Origin of the sequence: Mesorhizobium sp. C395A, assembly GCF_030323205.1 — a bacterium.
Taxonomy (GTDB): domain Bacteria; phylum Pseudomonadota; class Alphaproteobacteria; order Rhizobiales; family Rhizobiaceae; genus Mesorhizobium.
On the sequence record NZ_CP100473.1, the window covers coordinates 958,091 to 982,297 of the forward strand.

At 60.7% G+C, this 24,207-nt stretch carries 30 protein-coding genes; 18 read left to right on the forward strand and 12 right to left on the reverse strand.

Annotated elements, in window-relative coordinates; genetic code table 11:
- The 11 genes from NLY37_RS04685 (at position 1) to msrA (ending at position 6,936) form a co-directional block, all read left to right on the forward strand.
- Positions 1-396 (forward strand): SMI1/KNR4 family protein, encoded by a 396-nt coding sequence (locus NLY37_RS04685; RefSeq protein WP_023735867.1) that lies wholly within the window; start codon positions 1-3, stop codon positions 394-396.
- Positions 393-599 (forward strand): hypothetical protein, encoded by a 207-nt coding sequence (locus NLY37_RS04690; RefSeq protein ID WP_023734799.1) that lies wholly within the window; start codon positions 393-395, stop codon positions 597-599. The genes NLY37_RS04685 and NLY37_RS04690 overlap by 4 nt, the downstream gene beginning before the upstream one ends.
- 454 nt (positions 600-1,053) lie before the next feature.
- Positions 1,054-1,311 (forward strand): hypothetical protein, encoded by a 258-nt coding sequence (locus tag NLY37_RS04695; RefSeq protein WP_156929854.1) that lies wholly within the window; start codon positions 1,054-1,056, stop codon positions 1,309-1,311.
- A 663-nt stretch (positions 1,312-1,974) separates the two neighbouring features.
- Complete coding sequence (locus NLY37_RS04700; RefSeq protein ID WP_023734801.1) at positions 1,975-2,127, forward strand: hypothetical protein; 153 nt, start codon at positions 1,975-1,977, stop codon at positions 2,125-2,127.
- 221 nt (positions 2,128-2,348) lie between these two features.
- Positions 2,349-4,247: a pyocin knob domain-containing protein gene (locus NLY37_RS04705; protein ID WP_286441644.1), complete on the forward strand. Its 1,899-nt coding sequence runs from the start codon at positions 2,349-2,351 to the stop codon at positions 4,245-4,247.
- A gap of 373 nt (positions 4,248-4,620) precedes the next feature.
- A complete protein-coding gene (locus NLY37_RS04710) occupies positions 4,621-5,310 on the forward strand; it encodes a glycoside hydrolase family 108 protein (RefSeq protein WP_023743024.1) in 690 nt (229 codons plus the stop codon).
- Positions 5,307-5,510, forward strand: a complete 204-nt coding sequence (locus NLY37_RS04715) for a Pam3-gp28 family putative phage holin (RefSeq protein WP_023689878.1) — start codon at positions 5,307-5,309, stop codon at positions 5,508-5,510. Before NLY37_RS04710 ends, NLY37_RS04715 begins: the two co-directional genes overlap by 4 nt.
- A 96-nt stretch (positions 5,511-5,606) precedes the next feature.
- The gene (locus tag NLY37_RS04720) at positions 5,607-5,846 is read left to right on the forward strand and encodes a hypothetical protein (protein ID WP_023684348.1); all 240 of its coding nucleotides are present in this window, start codon (positions 5,607-5,609) and stop codon (positions 5,844-5,846) included.
- Positions 5,831-6,022, forward strand: a complete 192-nt coding sequence (locus NLY37_RS04725; RefSeq protein WP_023671459.1) for a hypothetical protein — start codon at positions 5,831-5,833, stop codon at positions 6,020-6,022. Before NLY37_RS04720 ends, NLY37_RS04725 begins: the two co-directional genes overlap by 16 nt.
- A 3-nt stretch (positions 6,023-6,025) precedes the next feature.
- On the forward strand, positions 6,026-6,349 hold the full coding sequence (locus NLY37_RS04730) for a hypothetical protein (RefSeq protein WP_023689880.1): 324 nt from the start codon (positions 6,026-6,028) through the stop codon (positions 6,347-6,349).
- 68 nt (positions 6,350-6,417) lie between these two features.
- Positions 6,418-6,936: a peptide-methionine (S)-S-oxide reductase MsrA gene (gene msrA, locus NLY37_RS04735; RefSeq protein ID WP_023671461.1), complete on the forward strand. Its 519-nt coding sequence runs from the start codon at positions 6,418-6,420 to the stop codon at positions 6,934-6,936.
- A 19-nt stretch (positions 6,937-6,955) separates the two neighbouring features.
- Here msrA and NLY37_RS04740 read toward each other — a convergent pair whose 3' ends face one another.
- On the reverse strand, positions 6,956-7,801 hold the full coding sequence (locus tag NLY37_RS04740; RefSeq protein WP_050588465.1) for a glycosyltransferase family 25 protein: 846 nt from the start codon (positions 7,799-7,801) through the stop codon (positions 6,956-6,958).
- A gap of 480 nt (positions 7,802-8,281) precedes the next feature.
- On the opposite strand from NLY37_RS04740, the gene NLY37_RS04745 reads away from it, so the two are divergent.
- Together NLY37_RS04745 and waaF are read left to right on the forward strand one after the other, a co-directional pair.
- Complete coding sequence (locus NLY37_RS04745; protein WP_023808296.1) at positions 8,282-9,223, forward strand: glycosyltransferase; 942 nt, start codon at positions 8,282-8,284, stop codon at positions 9,221-9,223.
- A complete protein-coding gene (gene waaF, locus NLY37_RS04750; RefSeq protein WP_023671465.1) occupies positions 9,220-10,242 on the forward strand; it encodes a lipopolysaccharide heptosyltransferase II in 1,023 nt (340 codons plus the stop codon). The genes NLY37_RS04745 and waaF overlap by 4 nt, the downstream gene beginning before the upstream one ends.
- An 83-nt stretch (positions 10,243-10,325) precedes the next feature.
- Here the strand turns inward: waaF and NLY37_RS04755 are convergent, their stop codons facing one another.
- The 5 genes from NLY37_RS04755 to NLY37_RS04775 form a co-directional block, all read right to left on the reverse strand.
- Positions 10,326-10,520, reverse strand: a complete 195-nt coding sequence (locus tag NLY37_RS04755; protein ID WP_023705682.1) for a hypothetical protein — start codon at positions 10,518-10,520, stop codon at positions 10,326-10,328.
- A gap of 571 nt (positions 10,521-11,091) precedes the next feature.
- Entirely contained in the window at positions 11,092-11,562 is a 471-nt protein-coding gene (locus tag NLY37_RS04760) for a GFA family protein (RefSeq protein WP_023705683.1), read from the reverse strand.
- Between the two features lie 161 nt (positions 11,563-11,723).
- On the reverse strand, positions 11,724-12,002 hold the full coding sequence (locus NLY37_RS04765) for a hypothetical protein (protein WP_023743021.1): 279 nt from the start codon (positions 12,000-12,002) through the stop codon (positions 11,724-11,726).
- Positions 12,003-12,030: 28 nt separating this feature from the next.
- Positions 12,031-12,198 (reverse strand): Thivi_2564 family membrane protein, encoded by a 168-nt coding sequence (locus NLY37_RS04770; protein WP_023671469.1) that lies wholly within the window; start codon positions 12,196-12,198, stop codon positions 12,031-12,033.
- Between the two features lie 590 nt (positions 12,199-12,788).
- Positions 12,789-13,115, reverse strand: a complete 327-nt coding sequence (locus NLY37_RS04775) for a hypothetical protein (RefSeq protein ID WP_050588463.1) — start codon at positions 13,113-13,115, stop codon at positions 12,789-12,791.
- Positions 13,116-13,388: 273 nt separating this feature from the next.
- On the opposite strand from NLY37_RS04775, the gene NLY37_RS04780 reads away from it, so the two are divergent.
- A complete protein-coding gene (locus tag NLY37_RS04780) occupies positions 13,389-13,625 on the forward strand; it encodes a hypothetical protein (RefSeq protein WP_023671471.1) in 237 nt (78 codons plus the stop codon).
- A 767-nt stretch (positions 13,626-14,392) separates the two neighbouring features.
- Positions 14,393-15,619, forward strand: coding sequence for an anion transporter (locus NLY37_RS04785; protein ID WP_031246522.1), 1,227 nt, complete (start codon positions 14,393-14,395; stop codon positions 15,617-15,619).
- Positions 15,620-15,718: 99 nt separating this feature from the next.
- Here NLY37_RS04785 and NLY37_RS04790 read toward each other — a convergent pair whose 3' ends face one another.
- Positions 15,719-16,309, reverse strand: a complete 591-nt coding sequence (locus NLY37_RS04790) for a TetR/AcrR family transcriptional regulator (RefSeq protein ID WP_286441653.1) — start codon at positions 16,307-16,309, stop codon at positions 15,719-15,721.
- Positions 16,310-16,392: 83 nt separating this feature from the next.
- Here NLY37_RS04790 and NLY37_RS04795 point away from each other — a divergent pair, with 83 nt between their 5' ends.
- On the forward strand, positions 16,393-17,277 hold the full coding sequence (locus NLY37_RS04795; protein WP_023743016.1) for a crotonase/enoyl-CoA hydratase family protein: 885 nt from the start codon (positions 16,393-16,395) through the stop codon (positions 17,275-17,277).
- Here NLY37_RS04795 and NLY37_RS04800 read toward each other — a convergent pair.
- From NLY37_RS04800 to NLY37_RS04820, 5 genes are all read right to left on the reverse strand, one after another.
- On the reverse strand, positions 17,253-17,564 hold the full coding sequence (locus NLY37_RS04800; protein WP_023743015.1) for a cupredoxin domain-containing protein: 312 nt from the start codon (positions 17,562-17,564) through the stop codon (positions 17,253-17,255). The genes NLY37_RS04795 and NLY37_RS04800 overlap by 25 nt on opposite strands.
- Before the next feature lie 10 nt (positions 17,565-17,574).
- On the reverse strand, positions 17,575-18,099 hold the full coding sequence (locus NLY37_RS04805; RefSeq protein ID WP_023697729.1) for a DUF4142 domain-containing protein: 525 nt from the start codon (positions 18,097-18,099) through the stop codon (positions 17,575-17,577).
- A 115-nt stretch (positions 18,100-18,214) separates the two neighbouring features.
- Positions 18,215-18,883 carry an RNA polymerase sigma factor gene (locus tag NLY37_RS04810; protein WP_050588467.1) on the reverse strand — a complete coding sequence of 223 codons (669 nt, stop codon included), beginning with the start codon at positions 18,881-18,883 and terminating at the stop codon, positions 18,215-18,217.
- Positions 18,884-18,986: 103 nt separating this feature from the next.
- On the reverse strand, positions 18,987-20,075 hold the full coding sequence (locus NLY37_RS04815) for an HPP family protein (protein WP_023743013.1): 1,089 nt from the start codon (positions 20,073-20,075) through the stop codon (positions 18,987-18,989).
- A gap of 225 nt (positions 20,076-20,300) precedes the next feature.
- Positions 20,301-21,470: a cystathionine beta-lyase gene (locus NLY37_RS04820; RefSeq protein ID WP_023739195.1), complete on the reverse strand. Its 1,170-nt coding sequence runs from the start codon at positions 21,468-21,470 to the stop codon at positions 20,301-20,303.
- A gap of 458 nt (positions 21,471-21,928) precedes the next feature.
- Here NLY37_RS04820 and NLY37_RS04825 point away from each other — a divergent pair, with 458 nt between their 5' ends.
- Together NLY37_RS04825 and NLY37_RS04830 are read left to right on the forward strand one after the other, a co-directional pair.
- The gene (locus tag NLY37_RS04825; RefSeq protein WP_023671480.1) at positions 21,929-22,957 is read left to right on the forward strand and encodes an amino acid ABC transporter substrate-binding protein; all 1,029 of its coding nucleotides are present in this window, start codon (positions 21,929-21,931) and stop codon (positions 22,955-22,957) included.
- A gap of 62 nt (positions 22,958-23,019) precedes the next feature.
- Positions 23,020-24,207, forward strand: a complete 1,188-nt coding sequence (locus tag NLY37_RS04830; protein WP_023671481.1) for an amino acid ABC transporter permease — start codon at positions 23,020-23,022, stop codon at positions 24,205-24,207.

A 24,207-nucleotide genomic window follows, 5' to 3' on the forward strand; every position in this document is an offset into this window, starting at 1 on the left:
GTGGGATATGCACTAACTAAGGGACGTTTCGACCCACCGGCTCAAGCTGCAGTTGTCGATGGCCTGCCCGCAAGCCTGGGAGTGACGTTGCCGAAGGATTACGCCAATTTCCTTAGGGAGCACAATGGAGGTGAAGGCTTCATCGGCGACAGCTATATAATTTTTTTCAAGGCTGAAGAGTTGGTAGACTTCAATCGAGAATATGAGGTTGAGAAATACGCACCAGGCATCCTCTTGTTTGCGTCGAATGGAGGAGGGGAAGCCTATGGCTTCGACACCCACGATGTGGAAATGCCGATCGTGCGCATCCCATTCATATTTATGGAACGGCAATCCGCCGAGACGATAGCGCGTGACCTCGCCGGTCTATTCGCTGCGTTGGAGGACTTGAAATGAGCGTCCAAGGTACAGATTCGCGTTCCAAAGGCATGGAATTGTTCGAGATCAAACCGGTAGCGGTTGGCGGCGATCCAGTTAGCATGGAGAACAAGATCTGGTTGACCAGGCAAGAGCATTTTCAAGTGGTGCGCTTTTGGAATCGAACTATCGAAGTTCAGCGTAAGGCGGCACTGGAAAAGGCGGGACGAAACGGGGAATAGAGTGCAAGGAGCACGAGCCATGACCAGCGTCGGACGATCATTTGCAAATCCACCGAACCGCCGGCGCAAGCAACTCGTCCCTAGATCCCAACATAATAATGGTACCATCTTCCAGGAGGTTTTGCATCCGAATCGTGGCGGAGGGTTTCTCTTTTGGGGCAAGTAGGCAGGCTGATAGACATAGTTGCAAGGCTGTCGGAGTTTGACGAGTACGACACGATTTATGCGTCGGAGCCTTGGACCGAGGATTCCGATGCGATGGTTGCTACCGGGCTGGACACGGGAAGATCGCCACCGGAGGCCGTCGAAGCCGGTTTGGAATATTTTCTTGAGATACATATCCGTCGAGAAGTCATCGAGGGTTGGCTTGCCTCAATAAAAGAAAAACCTAGCCTAGCGGGGGTTTGTCAAAGGCTTATCGAATACGCCATCAATGACGCATAGGAGAGATAGAGTGGAACATAACCCGCGCTATGACGGAAAGCCGCTGCTTAAACTATTGGAATTTTATGTTTTGTGGGTAATTGGTGAGCTGCCCGAAGAGGTGGATAAATCCTTGAAGGCGATAGCTCCCAAACTGCACACTCTCTATGGCGGCGATGGACAGTGGCAGGGCGCAATTGCCGCATCTGTTCATCTTTCCGAGGAATACCGGCGGAAATCCGGGGTCTATGGGCGAGGAACCTCGAAATCGCTCGCGACAACGAAGTAACGCTTTCGCCTCAGAAATTTGCCGAGATGTTCGTAGATGAAAATTTCGAGAATGATGGATTACGGTGACAGCGTATTTCTAGAGGTCCGCACCAGTGCGAGGTAGAGCGAAAGCTCTAAAGCTGACAAATTGAAAAGAGTGCACTGTCACCGTAATTCCGAAGCATTGAGACGCATAATTCAGCTGGACAGCCTGATCGTGGGCGTTGGAGGAACTGCCGGGTTATACTTGTCCAGCGGACAAAGTGGCTCCAGTATGGACGGACCCGTTGAGAAGAACAGCAATGTCTATTAGATTCGCTGCGCTGGCGCCCACTTACATCTGAAGGGCTGGCCAGCGGTCACCTTGAAAATCGCATGGGACGGCGGCCTTGGCTCGCCGCAATGAACATGGGCAGGAAGATACTTCTCGGTGGAACGTTTCCTATGACGACGACATCGAACTGAACAAGCGGCGGCAACACCCGACCATAGCCTGGTTGTGGCGGCTGGAGACATGTGATCCTTCGGAAAGGCCAGAGCTACTGGCCAAATAGGAAGAATGGAATCAACTCCACGAAGAGAAAAAGCGGAATGCCAAGGGTTGGGAACACCGCAGCTTTTACCCCTTGCTGGACTTTGATGACATCGGTCGCACAGTCATGCAGAGGGCGACGCCGAGGCAATGGCGCTGAGGATCGAGCTTGGGCTGCCGGCTGAACCGGAGAAAGTGCCGACCGAAGAAGAGCGTATTCTGGCCGAGGCCGGGGATGGCTATGTGACGCCTGCGCAGCGCAAGCGGCTGCGCTACCTGCGCAAGCACCCTGAGGAGGGGTGATGCGCCGCGTCTAACTCTTCGGCCTTCATCACAGCGCTGATCGTCGCGCACCAAATTGGAACTTCTTTCAAGCCTCGCTTTCGCGGGGCTTTTTTCATGGAGCAAGCCTTATGGCCCGACCTGCAACTGCCGCCGTTCGCCTGTTGACCGGCGAACGCGAACCCGTGCGCCTGGCGACGACGGGCAACATCACCCTTTACGGCCTGCAGACCATCGACGGCGTGCCGGCCGAGGTCGGCGACCGCGTGCTGGTCAAGAACCAGACCGATGCCCGCGACAACGGCATTTATACCGCCAGCGAAGGCCAATGGTTCCGTGCCGCCGATGCCCGCACCAGCCGCACCATGCAGAAGGGCACGACGGTGCATGTTCAGCAGGGCGCGGTCTCGGCCGACTTCATCTATGTTTTCGAAACGCTCGATCCGGTGATCGGCACCGACGCGGTCACGATCGCCTTTTACCTGTCGGAGGACACGCTGGGCGATGCGGTGGGCGCGGCCAGCGCTGCTGCCGCCAGTGCCGCTGCGGCGCTCACCTCGAAGAACGCTGCCGCCACCAGCGCCACCAATGCCGGCACCTCGGCCGGCGCCGCCGCGGGTTCGGCCACGGCCGCCGCCGGCTCCGCCACAACAGCCGCGACCAGCGCCACCAATGCCGGCAATTCGGCAACGGCGGCTTCCGGCTCGGCATCGGGCGCGGCGACCAGCGCCACCAACGCAGGCAACTCGGCTACAGCTGCAGCCGGTTCGGCGAGCGCTGCCTCGGGCTCGGCAACCGCGGCTTCCACCTCAGCCACCAATGCTGCGACCTCCGCTTCCAATGCGGCGGCCAGTGCTGCGGCGGCATCAACCTCGGTGGCGGCGCTCGGCTACACCTTTTCCACGACCACAGCCGACGCCGATCCGGGCAACGGCACCTTGCGGCTGAACAATGCGAGCGCCGCGTTGGTGACCGCGGCCTATATCGATAATCTCGATGCCGGCGGCGCCACCGTGAGTGGCATCCTCGATGGCTTTGATGACAGCACGAACCCCATCAAGGGCCAGTTGACCCTGCGCTCGAAAGCCTCGACCGCTATCTACTATGTCTATAACGTCAGTGGCGCAGTTGTGGATGGTAGCGGCTACCGCAAACTGACGCTCGCCTATGTCAGCGGCGCCGGCACTTTGCCGACGGTGGCCAACGGCATCTGGCTGATGTTCGACCGTGCCGGCGACAGAGGCGCCGACGGGACGGGAGTAGGAGATTTTTTGGGGCCTGCGTCTTCGGCAACCGACAATATTGTCACTTTCGCGGGCACCACGGGCAAGGTGGGGAAGGATAGTGGGATCGCGGTGTCCAGCCTGGCGCCGAAGGCCAGCCCGACATTTACCGGGACGCCAACGGGGCCGACCGCAGCGCCTGGAACGAATACCACGCAATTGGCTACAACGGGGTTCGTCAAGGCTGGGTTTGATCTGAAACTTGATAGCCGACCCAACCTTGGTGTCGTCGCGCAGACGATCACCGATTGGAACAACGCCCTGGACAACGGCTGGTATATGGCCTCGGCGGCGGCTAATGCGCCAGACGGCGTAAATTGGTTCCTGGGGTTTGTGGAAGCGCACGGAAGCACTGGCTACCGGACGCAGACGGTGCATGATTTCGTCAACGACACTACGGCGGCAGACCAAAAGCTATGGCGGCGCAGGCAGGCTGGCGGTGCCTGGGGAGGATGGATCAAGCTGCAATGGTCGCAGGCCGAACAGGATGCACGCTATGTCCAGTCGTCCACGGCGTTGCTTCAGAAGTTTTATGAAAGCCCGCAACAGACCATCACATCCGGCGGGTCGCTGACGTTGGCTCATGGGCTGGGGGTGAAGCCGAAAAATTACCTTGCATTCTTACAGTGCACCACTGCTGAGGGTGGCTATTCTATTGGAGACGAAGAACCTGTCTCGATTGGATCGCACGAAGCAAGCACCAATCGAGGCCTAAGTGTCGTTCCCGATGCTACAAATATGGTCGTTAGATTTGGGTCGCAGGCTTCTAGTGCCGTTCAGATTACACGCAAAGACACTGGTGGATTTCTAAATATTACCAATGCAAGCTGGCGGCTTGTCATTAGGGCATGGGCCTAGCATAAATTCGAGTGAATTCTTCAAAAGAAAGATCAAAAGGCCGCTCTCTCTTTCCGAGATATGGCGTCTGCCCAATCCACCACCGAATCTCAATAAGCCTCGGCTATTTTCGTCGTCGAAGCGCTTCTTGATCACCTTTGCCGGAATTCTTCCTAACACTGCATACGGAGGTGCATCTTCGATCACCATCGCAGCGGCGACGACGGCAATGGTGCCGTCGCTCGATTCGCCGTTCCGATCTCCTTTCCGGCCGACGCCAACAAATACCGCCCCGCCAAGGTCTCCAGCGACGTTGTCTCGATGATCGACGCCTAACCGCAAGCAGCTTCGCAAATCGACAACCTGCCTTTCGCGGGCAGAAAGGAAAACCCCAATGGACCGCAACTTCGCGCGGGCGCTTGCGCTCGTCCTCAAATCGGAAGGCGGCTGGTCCGACAATCCGGCCGATCCCGGCGGCGCAACCATGAAGGGCGTGACGCTGGCCAATTTCCGCCGCTACGTGAAGGCGGATGCGACGAAGGACGACCTTCGCCATATCACGGATGCTCAGGTGGCCACGGTCTATCGCCGCTTCTATTGGGATGCCGCTGCGGGCGCCGAGCTTCCCGGCGGTGTCGACTATGCCGTCTTCGACTTCGCCCTGAACAGTGGGCCGGGCAGGGCGGCTAAATATCTGCAGGCGGCAGTTGGCACCGCACAGGACGGCAGGATCGGCCCGGCCACGCTCAAAGCTGTCGGCGCCAGGCCACCGGGCGCAGTCATCGACGATCTTTGCGATGCCCGCCTGGCATTCCTGCGGCGGCTGCCGACCTGGCCGGTTTTCGGCAAGGGTTGGAGCGATCGCATCCGGTCGGTCCGTTCCCAGGCGCTGTTGATGTCGGCACTACAGCCCGCGGCACCTTTGCCGGGCACCCCGCCCCAGCCATCAGCGCTCTCGCCGAAGCCCGGCAGTGCGATGCCGCCGGTGTCTACCGGCGGGCGCGTCAGCCCCGTCGAACGCCTGCCGTTCTGGCGTGCGCTGCTTCAAATCCTGAAATCGATTTTCGCAAGGAGTTCGACATGATCGCCGTCTTCATCCGCATCGGCTTGCGTTACGGCGCCGGTGTTCTGGTCGCGCGTGGCCTGCTCGGCGCCGACGACGCGGCGGCATTTTCTTCCGACCCCGACATTCAAGCTGGTCTGGAGATCGCCGCCGGTCTCGCCATCGCCTCGGTCACCGAGACCTGGCACTGGCTGGCCCGCAAATCCGGCTGGGAGCACTGACATGGAAGGGTTTCAACAACTGCTCATCGCCTATCTCGAAGCCGCGAAACCCTATGCTGTCGGCTTTGCCGCCGGGCTTGTCGCCGGGTGGCTGCTGTGAGCGCGCTCCTCGCCGTCCTGCTTGGCAACAAAGCGCTGCTGGGCTTCCTGGCATCGGTCATCGCCGCCCTTTGCTGGGGCGCTCACCAGCGGCTGGCCGGCGCCAGGGCCGAGCGCGGCAAACTGGCGGCCGCTGAGGCCGCGGCGCGCGCGGTCGCTGAGCAGGTGCAGAACGACGTCGGCGCATTGCCGGCGGACGCTGTTCGAAAGGAGCTGAAATCATGGGCAAGGGACTGATGCTTGCGCTGCTTGTGGCGCTTGCCGGGTGCACGACTGCTTCGGGCGGCTTCTGCGCGATTTCGAGCCCGCTGCGCCTGTCGGCCGAAGCCGTCGACGTCCTGTCGGACGCCGAGGCGAGAGCGCTCTTGGCGCACAACCGCAAGGGACAAAAGCTCTGCGGATGGAGGCCTTAGCCGATGCACGACCTCTTCGACATGCTCGGCATCAAGGGGCCGGTCGTCGCCGCCGGGCTAGCTGGCGGCGTGCTGCGAGCACTGTCGCGCCATCGCTACAAGCTGCGCGAGATGATTGCCTCGCCGATCTGCGGGGCGCTGGCGGCTGCGTATCTGACGCTGCCTGCCGTCGCCTGGTTCAGGGCAACCGGCATGCCTATCCCCGATCCGGCCGACGACACCACGACGCTCGCCGCCGCCTTTTTGATCGGCGTCTCGGCCATGTGGATTTCCGACATCGTCTTCGAGGTCATCGTGCGGCGGTTCGGCTCGGCCGGCAACGAGTGATGCACTTGAGATGCTGGAAGAAGCCAGCGACAATGCCTACCTAAGGAGCAATCCAATGGAGGTATGATATGGCGACGTCCACCGAACGTGCAGTCCTTGCCGGCGGCTGTTTCTGGGGCATGCAGGATTTGATCCGGCGCTATCCCGGCGTGATCTCTACCCGCGTCGGCTATAGCGGTGGCGATGTGCCCAACGCCACGTATCGCAACCACGGCAGCCATGCCGAAGCCATCGAGATCGTTTTCGATCCGGCCAGGATTAGCTTTCGCACATTGCTCGAATCCTTTTTCCAGATCCACGATCCGACCACCAGGAACCGCCAGGGCAACGATGTCGGAATGAGCTATCGCTCTGCGATCTTCTACACCAGCGACGAGCAGAAGCGCGTCGCCGAAGACACCATCGCCGATGTCGATGCCTCTGGACTGTGGCCGGGCAAGGTCGTCACCGAGCTTGCGCCGGTGGGCGATTTCTGGGAGGCGGAGCCAGAGCATCAGGACTATCTCGAGAAATACCCCAACGGCTATACCTGCCACTTTGTCAGGCCGGGCTGGAAGCTTCCGGTCCGCGAAAAGGCTGTTTCGTAACGCAGCCGCTATCGTCTGCTTATCTGGCGGTCGAACTATTCTTCCGCGCGATCGGTATGCCGGCCGCCTCGTAGAGGCGGCCGTGCTCGGGCTGCCCATAGATGAACGCGCCGTGGACGGGTTTGCCGTCGACCTCAGAGCCTGAGAACGCGACGGCCTCGATCTTCTTTGTTCCGGTCAGGCTCTGGTTTCGAAGATAGGCGAAGGTTCGCACCGCTTCTCCGACAATTCGATCGAGAAACGGTTTTGGCCGCCTCCCGGGCCGTCGCACGAGGCTTGGAAAGCGCTCTCGTCCCGAAACAAAATGGTGCTGTGCGCAAAGCGCCGGCATGATCTGATAGATTCGGTTGAGCGAGCAGGTCATGAATCCTGGGTGAAAAAGAACGAAGTCGACCTCTCCTCTCAGATGCATGGTCCTGCGCAGCAATCTTTGCGCTGCCGATCTGGAGATGACATAGCCTGCGGCGCCCGCGTGCAGGCCATAAAGTCTGGCAAGCGAAAACCCATCATCGAGAGCGACTTCCTTGCGTCCGACCCTCACTTTGGCAAAATGCGTTTCCAGCTTGATCACATCGGCATCGCGCGGCACCCATCGATCGGAAGCAAGCAGCGAGCCGGCGCCCGCGCCGAAAACGACGTCGTCCTCGAAAACCGCGCCATATTGATCCGCGCCGTTCGCAACGATCTCCCAACACGAGCGGTGGCTCAGGAAACAGCAAACCTCAGCAGCGCTTAGCGGGCTTTTGGCGACAGAGCAGCAATCGGGGCAATCGATGGCGGAGACACGCTCAAATGGTACTCCGATCCGGCCGAACTCGGACGCGACATGCGCCAGCCGATCGCGAGAACGATCAAGATTGATCACCAGACACCTCATCAGCGCCCCTTGTCCGGTGATCAGTGAATATCACGTTCCCGTGATTGCACAAAATTTGCTTACGTGCGGGGCAGTGGGTAGCGGCGTACGGTGCCGCCGGTTGGTTTTGGAGGTTGGGTGGACATTGACGGCGTCCCCCGCGTGGCGCGAGCCTTTACCGTGCGCCTAGACGAGTCGCCCTAGAAGCCGAAGAATTGCCGACCGATCATGTATCCGAGCGCGACGACCACAAGGGGAAACAGGGCGGGCGTCAGCCCACCAAGAGCGGAGGTCTTTGGCTGTTGCCTGGAGATGGTCCTGGGTGCATTGCCGAGATTCTTGGTCATCCGGTATAGTAGCAAGCGCTGATTAACGATTCCGTAACCCGATCGAGGCCGCCGCGGCTTTTTGCGTTTCTGGCGCGACCTTGACAATGCCCAGCCCGTGACGCAACTGGGCCGTCTTTGAGAGCATTGTGAGGCAAGGTCAATGCGGGTGACGCTGGTTTTGAAGGGCGTAATACCCTGCCGAGGTTACGGTGGGATTCAGCGTCAGGTCGAATGGCTGGCCACGGAGATGGTTCGTCTCGGACACGAAGTCGTGGTGATCGCTGGCCCTGGCTCCAGCCACCCGCTCTTCGAAGTCCGGCACGCTTCGACCGATGCCGAATGCCGGGCAGCCATTCCGCGGGACACGCAAATCGTCCACACCCATAGTTGGCCCGTCGAGGTGCCATTTCCAACGCTGAATACGCAGCGCGGCTTTATGCCGGACCAGCCCATGCCAGTTGCGAACTGGAGCTTTATCAGCGCCAATCATGCCCGCCAGCATGGGCGCGAGACATTCGTCTACAATGGCTTTCCGGTGGACGCCTATCGTTTGTCGGCTGCAAAGGGCGACCGCCTGCTATTTCTCGCCGGCATTGCACGATCAAGCAAAGGCCTCAACCGCGCCGTCGATCTCGCCAAAAAATTCGATTTCGGTCTCGATATCGCCGGTGGCTCGCGTTGGAAACTGCTGGGCCGAAGTCAGACCCGCCGCGAAGGGTTGTTTTTCAAGAGCCTTGGCAGGCGATACCGTTTCCACGGAATCGTTGACGGCGAGCCGAAGCTTCGCCTTCTCGGCGAAGCGCGAGCCTTCCTCAACCCCATCGCCTGGGAGGAGCCGTTCGGCAACGCACCGGTCGAAGCCATGTTGTGCGGCACTCCGGTGCTGACGACGACGCGAGGCGCATTGCCCGAGACCGTCGATGCCGACAGCGGGCGCTTCTTTGAGACCGATGAAGAATTTGCGGCCGCTTTCGAGGCCGTCGCCGACCTTACGCCTCAGCAATGCCGCGAATCGGCCGCGACGAGATTTCCCATCCAAAAAGCGGCGCGCGGCTATCTGGATCTCTATGCCCGCATCCTTGACGGCGAAGCGCTTCCTTGACGACCGGCGATCCAATCCTCTTCGTCGGCTTCCCCGCGGTCGGCGACTTCGTCCGTTGCCATTCCGCCATCCAGATCATTGCCGCGCGATTTCCTGATCGCCCCATAGATGTCGTCACCTCGCCTGTTGCAGCGCCGCTGGCGCGCCTGATGCCGCATGTCAGGAAGGGCTGGGCGCTTGCCAAGCGTCATCAGCGCCCCGGTTTTGGCGAGCGCAGCCGCCTGGTTGGCGAGTTGCGCAAGGAAAATTACCGTACGGCCTATCTGATGACCAGCAGCACCAAGGCGGCGCTGATGGCGTTCATGGCCGGAATAGAGGAGCGCATCGGCTATCCGCAGGAGTTGCAATTCGGCCTCCTCAATCGCTTCCCCGCCGGCTGGTTGGCCCATCTATGGGCCTTCGGACCCCGCAAGACGCGGCTGTTCGAGGAAGTCTGCTCGATTGCCTCGCTTGGCGAAAAGCCGGCTGCGGGCGCAGAGTGGCCGGCGCCCCGGCTTGTGGTCGATCCGGCCGAACTGGACGAATGGCGCCAGCACAAGAAGATCGATGCCGACCGACCGGCACTGGCGCTCTATACTGCCGACATTGAGAATTTCCGCTCATGGCCCGTCGAGCGCTTCATTTCGATCGCCAGAGACCATCATGATCGCGGCTGGGCAATCTGGATTGTAGGCGGACCGCGCGAGCACGCCGGTGCCGCAAAAATCCGCGCCGCCATTCCTGAGGCAATCGACTTCACCTCGACCCCGTCGATTGCTGACGCGATGTGCCAAATCGCTGCGTCGACCATGTTCCTCGGGGTTGATGGCGGGATTTCCCACGCCGCCGCTGCCCTGAACGTCCCATGCGCGCTCATCTACGGGCTTAATCGCCCCTATGTGCATGGGCCCGTAAACAACCATGTTCGCTTTATCGAACCGCCGCTTTCGACGCCCAGCTGGGTCAAGGACACGCGCGGCGTCAGCGAAACTCGGGTGAGGGAGGTTCTGGCTGACCTCTCAGCCGGTATTGCCAACTGACCGGTGGCCTCGCCGGCCCCAAGCGTCTGATCAAACGCTCCGTGGGGGCAACCATCGCCCCGTTTCGGGTTTACCCCTTGGCACTACCCCTTGGCCCTGCGGTTTTCGGGCTCGTGATTGCCGACCCAGTGGGCACGGATGCGGTCGCTGGCTTCAAGGTAGGCCATGTCGATGAGGTAGGTCAGAAGCTTCTCGCCGTCGCCTTCGGCTTTCTGCCGAAGCTCCCGCAGTATCCCTTGCGCGAACTGCAGGTTCTCCATTTTGCTCGGCTGGTCCATCGGTGCCCCCCAATGTCTGCGCATGAACTTTGTGCTGACTATGCTTGCATGAAGATTGCCGTGAAGTGGATATTGCACGTGCGGACCGCGATCCTGCGAAGGCGCTGGCTGCATGAAAGCCGCCCCATCCGGCTTCAAGATTCGCTACACTATGTGACGGAAAGAAAATAAACAAAGCGTTCTTTTGTACAAGACAGGAAGATTCCTTCAGTTCACACCACGAGATACTTGGACAGCATAGTTGACGTAACGATATTGCGTGGTCTTAAGCTCTCGTTTCCAAACAAAACGTAGCATCGTTGCAACCACAAGACGAATTCCAGCTGACCGGGGACGCTCCGTAGTCAATCGCCGGTTACAAACGGCATGGGTCTCAGCCCAGGGCTTTGGCCAATCCATCGTTCCACGGCAGCGCAGGCCGGATGATCTACCGCCCGCCTTGGCTTGACGCCAAGGCGGGCTTTTTTGCGTTTGGCTTCTACCGGGTGAAATGTTGTCGGACCCGGTCCTGTCGGCATCGGGCGGTTTCGAGAATGAATTTCCTGCCTGCCGGCTGTCTGCGCCGCTCGCGCTAGGCCGACTTGCGTTGCGGCAAGCTAGACGGCGTCTCGACACCGTCAGAAATCGGTTCGGCTGTCCGGTTTGTCGGCTCGTCATCGACTCGGTCGTGCTCGAATTGCCGGGCGGCAGGCAAGCGTTGCAACCAGTGCTCACGGCGATTGACCCAGAGTTCATAGCTGGGCTCCAGCCCTTCGGTGGGCACCTCATCGAGGCTGCCAATCGTCACTTCCACCTCATTCTCACGAACCAAAGGCACCCGGCCGCCGCAGGTGGGACAAAAACTTCTGTCGCCGTAGCTGCTGACGATACCCGTCGTTTCGAACGCCTCGAGCGGCCACACTGCAAACGCCGAAAAAGCCGACCCGCTAGCCTTGCGGCAGTCCTTGCAATGGCAAAGGCCAATCCGAAAGGGATCTCCCGTCACCGAAAACTGGATGCCGCCGCACAGGCAGCTGCCGCTCCGCCTTGTATCATTGGGCATGACCGCTCCTCCATCTGGTTGGGCATCACACCGCTACATCTTGCAGCGCCATGCGCACAATCAATTCACCCGCAGCGCAAGGGTTCCATGTCGCCTCGCGCAATGCATCGTCTGAACCCGGGAGCGCCATGGCAACGACCGCCGCAAGGCTGCTGGATATCTCAGTTCAGGAAATCGAACACCGGTTGCCGGCACCAATAGACACGGCACTGGCCATCACGTGTCGGAACGGAGGCCGCGACCGGCACCTCCGGCCAGTCGCACTCGTTGCCGTATTGGCGGACATAGCGATCGTAAGTATTCCGGCCGGTCGTCAACACCGCCGAGTGATGGCTCTGGATCAGGCGCTGCGTCTCCTCGCAGGTCATCGAACGCGTGTCGGGTCGGGCGTAGGCCGTGCTTGTTGCTGCAAACAACGCCGTTCCAATGATCCATGCCATTGTTTGGGATATCATGGCTATCCTTATCCTAAAATACGGCCAGGTATTTCAACAGCGAAATGATGCCGATAATGATGACAACGATCTGCGCGATCTGCCTCGTGCGGCCATCGAGTGGCAGACGCTGGATGAGATAGAGCACCAGGATGATCACCAGGAAAGTGATCAGAATGCCGATAAGTACCGATGAAGCCATGTCCCTCACTCCGTCTGGCTACGTCTGAGAAGAGTACGCAGCGGCAAACGCTCTGGCCATAGATTGGTTCCTGTCGATGCGAAGCCGCCGGCGCAACGTAAAGACTGCGAAACAGCGTTCCGCGGCCTTTGAAGCTGAACGCCGATCAGGGCCTGTTTGCCGCACGGTTGTCGTTTACCGTCGGCGACACCGTTTCCAGGCGACTTGTTGCTGGCGTCAGGCGAGCTAACGGGAGAACCGCCTCGGGTTGACGGGGTTCCGACAAAAACGGCCTGAGTTGCGCTTCGTTGTCGACATTTGCGCGAGCCCTGAGATCCGGCGCCGCCCGGCGGGTGATCGCTTTTTCGCAGGAGAACAATTGCCGTCCCAAGGGGACGACGGGAAACCTCGCACGTGCATCTCAGCTACCGCGGAACGGGCAAATCGAGCAGGTGGGGAATTTGGGGTAGGGGAATACGTCATCCAAACATGCGGGGATTGGAATCCCTGGAATTTGGGGAACAAGGCGTTGTCTGGACGCTCAAGGCGCCGCTGCGCTCGGTCCAAATCTCTCTCGCGGATTTTTGTCGATTGAAAGAGCGGGTCGCGCCTTAGGACAATCCCAGCAGGGGAGCGGTTTGGCCGCCTGTGGTGTCGGAATTGCCGATGCCAGGCAGTTCGTGCTTATCGTCGGCAACCGAAGTCAATCTCCCCGCCTCGACGGAGGTCAGTCCGTCCAACTCCATCACCGCGCCGTAGAGTTGGGCCGTCTGCATCACAAGCCGCTCGACATCTTCAAGGGCGACGTTCTCGTCCAGGTTACGCAATCGTATGTCCTCGGCAATCACCGCAATATTGACCATTCCGCGCGAGCGCAGCGCGCCCAGGACCCGTGAATTGAGATCCTCCCGTAGCCGAGCCGAATATCCGTAGCGCATGGAAACCTTCCTTTCAGGAGCCGGTTGTCCCGTCGTGGTCAAGATGCGCCAACGACCTTCAGATGGCAAGAAGAATATAAAATATTCTTAAGTAATCAAGTAGTTAGCAGACTGCGCGGGTTGTGCTATCGGCGTGTCTTCCTCATCGTTGGTCTTCTATGTGAGTCACCCATCAGCCTCTCTTGACGCGCTGCACGGGGACCCCTAGCTATACTGCAATTGAGACACATACTAACTCACCATATTTTTTGGTCTTGACGGTTGGAGGCGCGAATGGCCGAGCTGGAACGACCCGAGCGACTGCAGATCATGCTGACAGCCGAGGAATTGGCTGCCTTGGAAAACTGGCGCTTCGAAAAGCGCATGCCAAGCCGGTCCGCGGCGGTGCGGGAACTGCTGCGGCGCGGCCTGGATGCGGATGGATTCCTGACTGCGGGACAAGGAACTAAGTCTCAGGACTTTGGGATTCTGGGCAGCAGTGTGACTGGCGACGGCCAGTCGGGCGAGTAATTCGACGGCGGTTAGCCTACAATCGCTTTTTCTGGAAGTGCCGCTACCAATTTATTGCGGTGGCGGAAACGCAAAGCGGGTCGGCTCTCGGCAGGGTACTGGTCTCAGCAGGGTACTCTTGGCGTATGGTTGCAAAGCCCGCTCCGGTTCGCCGGAGCGGGCTTTTTGCGTTTTCCGAACAGGAAATAGTCGCGATCGCTTTCAGATAGGCTCAAGGTTCTCTTCGCACTCCATGCACGCGACGCTGTGACCGGGGCAACTGAGCCGGTGTGTTCCTCCGGGGCAGCAATGGCCGTTCGAGCTCGCCCACCGGGCACAGACAAACACCTTGCGGGTTCCGTGGCATTGTGGACATTCCATCGGGCGGGCCAGCAGAGCCTCGTTTTCCGAGACACGGCATTCCCTCTCAAGAACCTGGACCATCTGAAACCCCACGGCCGAAATATAGCTAAGCTATCCATACCCGGAAAGCTTAAATTAGAATTTAATTACATAAGCCACGAGCCTCCCGAGGGGGAAGTTTCGCGGATGGCAATCTCAGGCCACCGGCAGTCCGCCGCGCGTGTCTCATTCCCAATTTCGGCCGTCTCAAGATCAAGCTCCGGTTGCTCCCGGCATCGGTCGACCCGCGATTTTGCCCACCGATTTTCGCATTCGGATCGTTATAGGCTTTCGCTTTGCTGGAGCGGCGTTAAAGCTGCCCGGCAAATGCCTGAGCGGGAACAGTCCGTTCCTGCGTCGGTTCGTTTGGACAAGGATGTCTGCCAATGACATTGATGGGCGCAGCGGCACTTTTGATCCTTGTCCTGACTTATGCCGGCGTCGCAATCGGGCGTATTCCAGGCCTCCGTCTCGACCGGGCAGGGATCGCCTTGCTGGGGGGTGCGGCGATGATCGCCATCGGCGCACTCAGTATGGAAGATGCCTATCGCGCCATCAATTTCGACACCATTACGCTGCTGCTCGGCATGATGATCGTGGTGGCGCATCTGAAGGTGTCCGGCGCCTTCCGGGCGCTTGGCGCCTACGCTATCGAGCATGCACACGCGCCTTTCGTGCTGCTGGTCATGGTGACGCTGTTGACCGGCGTGCTGTCGGCGTTCCTGGTCAACGACGCCATCTGCCTGGTCATGGCGCCGATCGTCGTCCACGTTACCCGTGTCATCAACCGCAATCCCATTCCCTATCTGATCGCCACCGCCACCGCGTCCAACTGCGGCAGCGTCGCCACCATCACCGGCAACCCGCAGAACATGGTCATCGGCGCGCTGTCGGGAATTTCCTACCCAGCCTTTTCGGCCGCCCTGGCGCCGGTTGCCCTCTTCGGCCTCGTCGCGGTCGTCGTCATCGTGCGCATCGTCTACCGCGCCGAATTCGCCCGCACCGCCGATCTCAACCCGGAAGTCTATCGCGGCCGCATGCTGCCGGGACAGGTGCTGAAGGCGGTGGTTGTCTGCATTGGCCTGGCCATCGCCTTCTTCGCCGGCGTTCCGGTTGCCAAGGCAGCGCTCATCGGCGGCGCCATCCTGCTGCTCACCCGCGCCATCAAGCCGGCACGCATTTACCGCGAGATCGACGGCCCGCTGCTGTTCATGTTCGCCGGCCTGTTCATCGTTGTCGCCGGCGCCGAAAAGACGCTGCTGACGCCCGACATCATCGCCTCGGCCAAGAACCTCGGGCTGGACGACGTCTGGCGTCTATCGGGCTTCACCGCGGTGCTCTCCAACTTCATGAGCAATGTTCCGGCCGTGCTGGCGCTGCGGCCATTCATACCCGGCCTTGAAAACCCCGGGCGTGCCTGGCTGGTGGTGGCGATGAGTTCGACGCTGGCCGGCAACTTCACCTTGCTTGGCTCGGTCGCCAACCTGATCATCGCCGAACAGGCGCGGGCGGCCGGCACGCAGCTGTCCTTCTCAGCCTTCTTCAAGGTCGGCCTGCCGCTGACGCTGCTGACCCTTGCCGTCGGCACGGCATGGCTGGCGGCTGGATTCTAGAGCAATTCCAGGAAAAAGTGTGAAGCGGTTTTTCGGTCCGGAATTGCGTCAAAACAAAGAGATAGCGTGTTTCGCCGTCTCCATTAAACGGTGAACGCTCTAGCGGATAGTCGCCGACCCTGACCTTGCCCGAACCAGCGTTGCAGCTGCATGTCCGGCGGCCTCGACATAGTCGGGGTTGCGGTGGATCAGCATGATCGAGAACGCGCCGTCCATCAAAAGCACGATTTCGCGCGCCAGGGTCCGCGGCTCGTCGACACCGTGGCCTGAGAGTTCGCCGGCCAGCCAGGTCTCGAAATTCTGCTTATGCCGCGCCCCCGCTTTAACGGCCGGGTGTCCGGGCATGGAAGCGAGTTCGGCTGCCGTGCGCAGGAAGCCGCAGCCTCTCCATTTCGGGTGCTTCGCCACGCGTGCCAGATTGGTGAAAATCGCCTCGACCTTGCGCTCGACACCGCCTTCGGCCATCTCGAACCAGCCGGCCATCTGCTTGAGGTTCGGCTGGTCGCGACCGTCGAGATAGGCGGCGATCAGATCGTCCTTGCTCTTGAAGTGATAGTAGAGCGTGCGCTTGGTCAGCCCGGCTTTTTCCGCCACTGCATCGACGCTGACGCGGCCGATCCCCTCGGCATAGAACAGCTTCGTTGCGGTATCGACAATGCGTTTGCGGGTGGGGTTCGGTGCTTCGCTCATAGGGCAAGTATACCGACTAGTGAATATACATACAACCGAAAGCCTGATCCTCTCCGGTCGACAAACACAGGGAAGGAAAAGACATGACCGAGCTTGTGCTCACCGAGGCCCGCGACGGGATCGCCATCCTCACACTTAATCGGCCGGAAAAGCTCAACGCCTTGAACTATGCGCTGATTGATCGCCTGCTTGCGCTCCTCGATGCCGCCGAGACCGACGATGCCATCCGCGCCATCATCCTCACTGGAGCAGGAGCGCGCGCCTTCTCCGCCGGCGCCGACATCCTTGAATTCTCAGGCAGCGTGGCCATCGGCGTCGACGTTGCCCTGCGCGACTTCGTCATGCGCGGACAGCGGCTGACTGCAAGGCTGGAGGCATTCCGCAAGCCCGTCATCGCCGCCGTCAACGGCATCGCCTTCGGCGGCGGCTGCGAGATCACCGAAGCCGTGCCGCTCGCTATCGCCAGCGACCGCGCCTTGTTCGCCAAGCCTGAGATCAACCTTGCAATGCCGCCTGCTTTCGGCGGCACGCAGCGGCTTCCGAGGCTGGCAGGGCGCAAGCGGGCGCTCGAGCTGCTGTTGACCGGCGATTGGTTCCCGCCGCCGCGCGCCCTCGAACTCGGCCTCGTCAATCAGGTGGTGCCGCATGAGGAGCTGATGCCCGCCGCAATTGATCTCGCCCGGCGCGTGACCAGGCATTCTCCTGCAGCAATTGCCTCGATCCTCACAGCAGTGGCGCGCGGCCTGAACCAGAGCATCGCGGATGGCTTGGCTGTCGAGGCCGAGCAGTTCGCCCGCATGGCTCCGACCGCTGATCTGCGCGAAGGGCTGGATGCCTGGATCGCACGCCGCCAGCCGGGCTGTCACGGCTCGTGGACGCACATCACCCGGCCGGATGAAGCCAGGCGAGCCTCAACGCAGCAGGACGGGCTTGCGGACCGCGATCAAGGCGCCGTCACGGCCAGATGACCTTTCATGTTGGGGTGGAAGCGGCAGAAATAGTCGACCGCTTCCGCCTTCTGCAGGGTCAGGCTCGCTGTTGACTTCGGCGGGATCATCACTTCCCAGCCGCCCTTGACGGTAGCCGTGTGGGCGAACACGTCATTGTTCACCCACTTGATCGTGTCGCCGACCTTCGCCTCGACGGTGGTCGGCGAAAAGACAAGCTTGTCGATGGTGACCTGGATGGTTTCGGCCTGCACGGGTGAGGTCCCGAAGACCAGCGCCAGTGCAATCCATAGCAGCCGTTTCGACATGGCCTGGTCCTTACTTCAGCATACCTGCAACATGCTCGGCGTGCTGTTCATGGCCCTGGAAAATCTTCAGGCCGGTCTGCAGCAGGCTCTTCAACTCGGCATTGCTGGCCGATGGGATCAAAAGGGTTTCAAGCGCGCCGTCGACCTGTTTGTGGTAGGCGATCTCGTTGTCGACATAGGCTTTGTCAAAGGCTGCGCCGTCGAGTTTGGCGAGCTTCGCCCGCTCCTCGGCCGCAGCCTTGGTCAGCGCCTGGCTGGTTGCGTTGTCTTCCGGCGTCACCTTCAGCTTCTTTACCAGTTCCAGTGCCTGCGCGTTGACCGCTTCGTGGTCGCGCACCATGTCGTTGGCGAAATCCACGACCTCCTTGGTCTTCGATTTCTTGATCGCCTGCTTGGCGGCTTCCACATCGATGACGCCTGCCGTGTAGGCGATGTGGGCGATCTGCGGGTCCGTCGGCTTGTCGGCGGCTTGTGCGAGCGGGGCAGCGCCAAGCAGCAGCAAGGCAGCGAGGGCGGCGGTGTGTCGGGTAAGCATGGCATCTCCTTCGCCCGGACGCGGGATCGCGCCGGGCCATGTTTTTCAGTTGACGGTCATTGGATGCGCAGCGGCGGCAAACGTTCCCGGGGAAATCGGCCAAATCAGCCGATGATCAGCTCTCCAGGCCGAGCCGCTGCATGACGGCGCTGGTCAGCCTGTCGCAGCGCCGGCCGGCAAACGGGAAGGCGTCGAGCAGCACCGGCCCGATCTGGTCGTCGAGTGCCTTGCGTACCAGGGCGCGGGCGCGGTGTAGCCTTGTCTTGACGGTTTCCGGCCGCACGCCAAGCAGCTCGGCGGTCTCCTCGATACTGAGCCCCTCGATAACCCGCGCCACGAACACCGTCCGATAAACATCGGGCAGGCTGTCGGTCGCCCGTTCCACCAACTCGAGGATCTGCCGCTGCGCCATCGTCCGCTCCGGATCGTCGCTGGGATTGAGGGGGAACTGGATGATTTCGGCTTGCGGGTTTTTCGCCACCGTCCGCCGCCTTTTGCGCAGACGGCCGAGCGCCTCGTTGATGACGATGCGCGACAGCCAGGTGGCCAATGAGGACTCCCCGCGAAAGGCATCGAGATGGGCAAAGGCTCTGACATAGGCCTCCTGGACGATGTCCTCGGCTTCGGCATCGTTGCGCACCACCCCGCGAGCGATGCGATAGAGCCGCTGATTATGGGTCTTCATGATGATGCAGAAGGCGTTGCCTTCGCGTGCCAGCGCGCGGCGCACGAGAAGCATCTCGCTTGAAGCAGCCGTGGGCATTGGTACAGATATAGCAGGCATGGCCAGTTCCTCGATCCAATCCCCGTCCGAAACCTCGATCAAGACATTGGATGACATCGCCGGCAAAAGGTTCCCGGCCATTTTCGCCCGGCTCCGACGGCGCCTAGAATACTGCTTCCGCCAGCGGCTTGTCAGCAGCCTGCACTCGCGCCGTGGCCGCAAGCAGGTCGGTCTGCGTGATCAGGCCAAGGATGCGGCTGTCCCCGTCCACGATGATGACTGCATGGGTGCGGCCGTCGGTGAGCACCGGTAGCAGGGCCATGGCGGGCGTACCGGCGGCGGCGGTCGACGCTGTCGACGTAACGCTTCCGACGGCTTCGTCGGCTCGCGCCAATTCCCTCAATCCAACGGTGCCGACCAGCCTGGCGTCCTTGTCGACAACCGGCAGCGTGCGGATATTGTGGTCGAGCAGCAGATGACGCGCCCGATCGGCGGACGCGTGTTCATCGACCGAAATCACGTCGCGCGACATGATGTCCTCGCACAACATGGTTCGGTGTGCGCGCATCGTCGCTTGCAGTTCGACCTGTCGCAGCAGCTGTTCGAGATCGTTGCGGTCGATGTCGAAGGTCTCGTCGAGCGCAGCCAGCGCGGCATCGATGTCCTCGGCCCGGAAGCCGATGCGCTCCTGAGCCGGCGGATCGCTGGTTCCGTGCGTGCTTTTCGGGGCAGGGGCCGGCACATGCGGGTAGCTGCGTCGCGACAGCCTGTGGAAAGCATAGCCGAGCGCGACCAGCATCATGGAGTTCAGCGCCACCGGCACGAACGGAAACAGGAAGCCGGCACCGATCACGGCCGGCCCGCCGAGCACGGCGGTCAGTGCGGCGGCTCCGCCCGGCGGATGCAGGCAGCGCGAGAACGACATGGCGGCGATCGCCATCGCCACGGCAATGCCCGTGGCGAGAACGGGCTGATGGACGAAATGGGCCACGATCACGCCGACCAGCGCCGATATTGTATTGCCGCCGATGATCGACCATGGCTGCGCCAGCGGGCTTGCAGGCACTGCGAACAGCAGCACCGCCGACGCCCCCATCGGCGCCACCAGCAGCGGCACATGCGGGCCATTGCCAAGCACCAGCGCGCCGATCGCGCCGGTCAGCGCAATGCCGATCATCGCCCCGATGCAGGCGATGAGGCGCTCGCGCAGCGTCGCGCCGGCGAGAATGGGGACAAAGAGACGAAAGGCCATGGCAAGCTCAGTCCGGCTGGAATTGTGCGCGCAGCGCCTGCAATGGCGTTGGGCCGACGATTTTGAAAGTCAAACCGATCCGAAAAAGCGCGCGTTGGGGAAATAACATTGCGCTTGGTCTACCCATGAGCGGCTTTGCGACGTCGATCGTCCTACGAAAGTCGCTCGCCAATCCTTTCAACGGTTAAGCGGGCTAGCGGAATCAGCTTCGCAAGTTTGCTGGTGTCATGCCGCAGCGGCCGCTTCCAGCCCGCGCAGGATATCGGCCTTGAGGTCCTCGACATCCTCGAGCCCGATCTGCAGCCGGATCAGCGGGCCGTCATAGGGGCCCTTGGCGACGGTACGGTCGCCGAGGAAGACTGGCACGGCAAGGCTCTCATAGCCGCCCCAGGAATAGCCGAGACCGAAGATTTTCAAGGCATCGAGGAAAGCGTGCTGCTGTCTCTGGCCGCCGCCTTTGAGCACAATGGAAAAGATGCCGCTCGAGCCGAAAAAATCACGCTTCCACACCGCGTGGTCGGGGTGGCTGGGGAGCGCCGGGTGCAGCACGCGCGCCACGCCGGGCTGGCCTTCAAGCCAGACGGCAATGGCAAGCGCGCTCTTTTGATGGTGATCCAGCCGAACGCCCATCGTGCGCAGGCCGCGCAGGACTTGGTAGACGTCGTCGGGGCCGGCGCAGCAGCCCATCGTGTAGAACGTCTCGCAAAGCTGCTTCCAGCAGTTGGCATTGGCAGACACTGTGCCCAGCAGCACATCCGAATGCCCGGCCGGATATTTCGTCGCCGCATGGATCGAGATATCGACGCCGTGGTCGAGCGGACGGAAATAGAGCGGCGTTGCCCAGGTGTTGTCCATCATGACGATGGCGCCCGTTTCATGCGCCGCCTTGGCGATCGCCGGAACGTCCTGCACCTCGAAGGTGTTGGAGGCCGGTGATTCCGTAAACACGACTTTGGTGTTCGGCTTGATCAAGCTGGCGATGCCGGCGCCGGCATGCGGATCGTAATACTCGACCTCGACACCCAGCCGCTTCAGCATCGTGTCGGCGAAATTGCGGGTCGGATGGTAGACGGAATCGACAATCAGGATGTGATCGCCTGCCGAGAGAAACGCCAGCAACGGGACGGTCACCGCCGCCAGGCCCGACGGCACGATTATGGTGCCGGCGGAGCCTTCCAGCGCGTCGATCGCATGCGCCAACGCATCGGTGGTCGGCGTGCCGCGTGTGCCATAGGTGTATTTCTGGCTGCGCGCCGCCATCGCCGACGCATTGGGATAGAGCACGGTCGAGGCATGCACGATCGGCGGATTGACGAAGCCGAAATAGTCGTGCGGATTGTTGCCCGAATGGGCAAGCCGCGTGTTGATACCCATTTCGTTGCCGTCAGTCGCCATTGCTCTTCGCCTCGTGGTGAAAGCGCTAGCCATAGAGCGGCGGCATTGGCCGTGCAACAGCGGGCGCCCGCCAGGCGGTGCCCTTTGCATAGGCCAATTCCCCCATGAATAGTCTGGAATGCGTGGCGATCCAGAGCCGCGGATTTCATGAGTGGATGTGGATTAGCGTCGACGGACTTTGCCGGTTTTATTTGCGGGGCTTGCTGCTTTCCTGATGCTGTTGTCCGCAATTCAGGCATTTGCGGCAATTGGTTTTCAAAGCTGTCGTGAAACGGTCATTTCCCTTGACCTCACAGAGATAATCGCCTTCGATGCAGTTCGTGAATGGGAGGGGCCGGGCGTCGGTTACGACGCGAGGTTCCGGAATGAGCCGGATGGGAGCCGGGTTCACGCGGGAAAAGATCAGGATTTGCCTGAGGATCAGGGTTTACCTGAAAACAGAAAAGGGTCTGTGGGTTATGAAACATATTGCAATTGGCATTCTCGGTGCCGCTGCGCTTGGATGGATGGCTTCGGCCGCGTCGGCGACAACGCTCGATACCGTCAAGGCGAAGGGCTTCATCCAGTGCGGTGTCTCGACGGGCCTGGCCGGCTTCTCGGCGCCTGACGACAAAGGCGATTGGAAAGGCATCGACGCGGATTTCTGCCGCGCTGTCGCTGGTGCAGTCTTCGGCGATGCCTCCAAGGTCAAGTTCACGCCGCTCAGCGCCAAGGAGCGCTTCACCGCGTTGCAGTCGGGCGAGATCGATCTCCTGTCGCGCAACACCACATGGACCATCAATCGCGATACCGCGCTTGGCCTGAACTTCATCGGCGTCACCTATTATGACGGCCAGGGTTTCATGATCAACGCCAAGAAACTGCCTGGCGTCAATTCGGCGCTGCAGCTTTCAGGTGCGGCAGTCTGCGTGCAGAGCGGCACCACCACCGAGCTCAACCTCGCCGATTACTTCAAGGCGAACAAGATGGAGTACAACCCGGTCGTCTTCGAAAAGCTGGAAGAGGTCAACGCTGCCTATGACGCCGGCCGCTGCGACGTCTACACCACCGACCAATCCGGCCTCTATGGCATCCGCCTGACGCTGAGTGCGCCGGCGGACCATGTCGTGCTGCCCGAGATCATCTCCAAAGAGCCGCTCGGCCCCGCCGTACGCCAGGGGGACGACCAGTGGTACCACATCGTCAAGTGGACCTACTTCGCCCTGTTGCAGGCAGAGGAACTGGGCATCACCCAGGCCAATGTCGAAGAGATGAAGACCTCGGATAATCCGGAGATCAAGCGCGTGCTCGGTCAGGAAGCCGAAACCAAGATCGGAACCGACCTTGGCGTGAGCAATGACTGGGTCGTCAACATCGTCAAGGCAGTCGGCAATTACGGTGAGATGTTCGAGCGCAATGTCGGCACCGGCAGCCCGCTGAAGATCGCGCGCGGCATCAATGCGCTGTGGACCAAGGGCGGCCTGCAATACGCACCGCCGATCCGCTGATCGAAATGTGATCCGGAAGGCAGATCATCTGCCTTCCGGTTTCTCTTTCCAGGGGATGAGCAATGGCATCGCAGGAAGTTCTTCGCGAGGAGCCGAGCCGCGGTTCCTTCATCAACGATCCGAAAGTCCGCGGGTTTTTCTTCCAGGCGGTGGTTGTCATCTTGCTGGTGGCGGGCGTCTGGTGGATCGTCCACAACGTCATCGTCAACCTGCAGCGCCTGCATATTACTTCCGGTTTTGGCTTCCTGAACAACCGAGCAGGCTTTGACATTCCAGTCAGGCCCATCGCTTATGATTCTGATTCGACCTATGGCCAGGCCATTGTCGTCGGGCTTATCAACACCATTATCGTCGCCGTTGCCGGCATTATCACCGCGACCATCATTGGCTTCATTGTCGGCGTCGGCCGGTTATCGCGCAACTGGCTGGTTCGCAAGATTTGCACGGTCTATGTCGAGGTGTTCCGCAACATTCCGCCGCTGCTGGTGATCTTCTTCTGGTATTCAGGCGTGCTCGCGGTACTGCCGGCGCCTCGCGACAGTTTCAATTTGCCGTTCGGCTCTTTCCTCAACCAACGCGGTTTCTATTTTCCGCGCGCTATCTGGGGCGACGGCTCCTGGCTGATGTTTGTCGCCTTGCTTGTCGGCATCGCCATGGCGTTTTTTGTCGCGCGCACGGCACGCCAGCGGCAAATGGCAACCGGCCAGCAGTTTCCCGTATTCTGGACTTCGGCGGCGCTGATCGTCGGCCTGCCGCTCCTGGCCTATGCGCTGAGCGGCTTTCCCTTGAGCTTCGACTTTCCAAAACAATCGACCTTCAACCTGACCGGAGGCTTTCAGATCGGGCCGGAGTTCCTGTCTCTTTATTTGGCGCTGTCCTGTTACACGGCTTCCTTCATCGCCGAGATCGTGCGCGCCGGCATTCTCGGCGTCAGCAAGGGTCAGACCGAAGCGGCTGGCGCCTTGGGGCTACGGCCGGGATCTATCCTGCGGCTTGTCGTCGTTCCCCAAGCCATGCGGATCGTCATCCCGCCGCTGACCAGCCAGTATCTCAACCTGACCAAGAACTCGTCGCTGGCCATTGCCATCGGTTACCCCGACCTGACGGCGATCGCCGGCACAGTGCTGAATCAGACCGGTCAAGCGGTCGAGGGTGTGCTGATCATGATGGTCGTCTATCTCATCATCAGCCTGGTGACGTCGGCGGTGATGAATGTGGTCAACGCCAGGATGGCGCTGGTGGAGAGGTAA

What these genes read in the sequence shown, in the direction of transcription:
- NLY37_RS04770 (WP_023671469.1), bottom strand. Translation starts at nt 12,198, where the DNA reads ATGGCTTCATCGGTACTTATCGGCATTCTGATCACTTTCCTGGTGATC.
- NLY37_RS04775 (WP_050588463.1), bottom strand. Translation starts at nt 13,115, where the DNA reads ATGCGCTACGGATATTCGGCTCGGCTACGGGAGGATCTCAATTCACGG.
- NLY37_RS04830 (WP_023671481.1), top strand. Translation starts at nt 23,020, where the DNA reads ATGGCATCGCAGGAAGTTCTTCGCGAGGAGCCGAGCCGCGGTTCCTTC.
- NLY37_RS04765 (WP_023743021.1), bottom strand. Translation starts at nt 12,002, where the DNA reads ATGGCATGGATCATTGGAACGGCGTTGTTTGCAGCAACAAGCACGGCC.
- NLY37_RS04825 (WP_023671480.1), top strand. Translation starts at nt 21,929, where the DNA reads ATGAAACATATTGCAATTGGCATTCTCGGTGCCGCTGCGCTTGGATGG.
- NLY37_RS04815 (WP_023743013.1), bottom strand. Translation starts at nt 20,075, where the DNA reads ATGGCCTTTCGTCTCTTTGTCCCCATTCTCGCCGGCGCGACGCTGCGC.
- NLY37_RS04760 (WP_023705683.1), bottom strand. Translation starts at nt 11,562, where the DNA reads ATGCCCAATGATACAAGGCGGAGCGGCAGCTGCCTGTGCGGCGGCATC.
- NLY37_RS04785 (WP_031246522.1), top strand. Translation starts at nt 14,393, where the DNA reads ATGACATTGATGGGCGCAGCGGCACTTTTGATCCTTGTCCTGACTTAT.
- NLY37_RS04725 (WP_023671459.1), top strand. Translation starts at nt 5,831, where the DNA reads ATGGGCAAGGGACTGATGCTTGCGCTGCTTGTGGCGCTTGCCGGGTGC.
- NLY37_RS04755 (WP_023705682.1), bottom strand. Translation starts at nt 10,520, where the DNA reads ATGGACCAGCCGAGCAAAATGGAGAACCTGCAGTTCGCGCAAGGGATA.
- NLY37_RS04795 (WP_023743016.1), top strand. Translation starts at nt 16,393, where the DNA reads ATGACCGAGCTTGTGCTCACCGAGGCCCGCGACGGGATCGCCATCCTC.
- NLY37_RS04700 (WP_023734801.1), top strand. Translation starts at nt 1,975, where the DNA reads ATGGCGCTGAGGATCGAGCTTGGGCTGCCGGCTGAACCGGAGAAAGTG.
- NLY37_RS04800 (WP_023743015.1), bottom strand. Translation starts at nt 17,564, where the DNA reads ATGTCGAAACGGCTGCTATGGATTGCACTGGCGCTGGTCTTCGGGACC.
- NLY37_RS04790 (WP_286441653.1), bottom strand. Translation starts at nt 16,309, where the DNA reads ATGAGCGAAGCACCGAACCCCACCCGCAAACGCATTGTCGATACCGCA.
- NLY37_RS04730 (WP_023689880.1), top strand. Translation starts at nt 6,026, where the DNA reads ATGCACGACCTCTTCGACATGCTCGGCATCAAGGGGCCGGTCGTCGCC.
- NLY37_RS04780 (WP_023671471.1), top strand. Translation starts at nt 13,389, where the DNA reads ATGGCCGAGCTGGAACGACCCGAGCGACTGCAGATCATGCTGACAGCC.
- NLY37_RS04820 (WP_023739195.1), bottom strand. Translation starts at nt 21,470, where the DNA reads ATGGCGACTGACGGCAACGAAATGGGTATCAACACGCGGCTTGCCCAT.
- msrA (WP_023671461.1), top strand. Translation starts at nt 6,418, where the DNA reads ATGGCGACGTCCACCGAACGTGCAGTCCTTGCCGGCGGCTGTTTCTGG.
- NLY37_RS04715 (WP_023689878.1), top strand. Translation starts at nt 5,307, where the DNA reads ATGATCGCCGTCTTCATCCGCATCGGCTTGCGTTACGGCGCCGGTGTT.
- NLY37_RS04710 (WP_023743024.1), top strand. Translation starts at nt 4,621, where the DNA reads ATGGACCGCAACTTCGCGCGGGCGCTTGCGCTCGTCCTCAAATCGGAA.
- NLY37_RS04690 (WP_023734799.1), top strand. Translation starts at nt 393, where the DNA reads ATGAGCGTCCAAGGTACAGATTCGCGTTCCAAAGGCATGGAATTGTTC.
- NLY37_RS04805 (WP_023697729.1), bottom strand. Translation starts at nt 18,099, where the DNA reads ATGCTTACCCGACACACCGCCGCCCTCGCTGCCTTGCTGCTGCTTGGC.
- NLY37_RS04810 (WP_050588467.1), bottom strand. Translation starts at nt 18,883, where the DNA reads ATGCCTGCTATATCTGTACCAATGCCCACGGCTGCTTCAAGCGAGATG.
- NLY37_RS04745 (WP_023808296.1), top strand. Translation starts at nt 8,282, where the DNA reads ATGCGGGTGACGCTGGTTTTGAAGGGCGTAATACCCTGCCGAGGTTAC.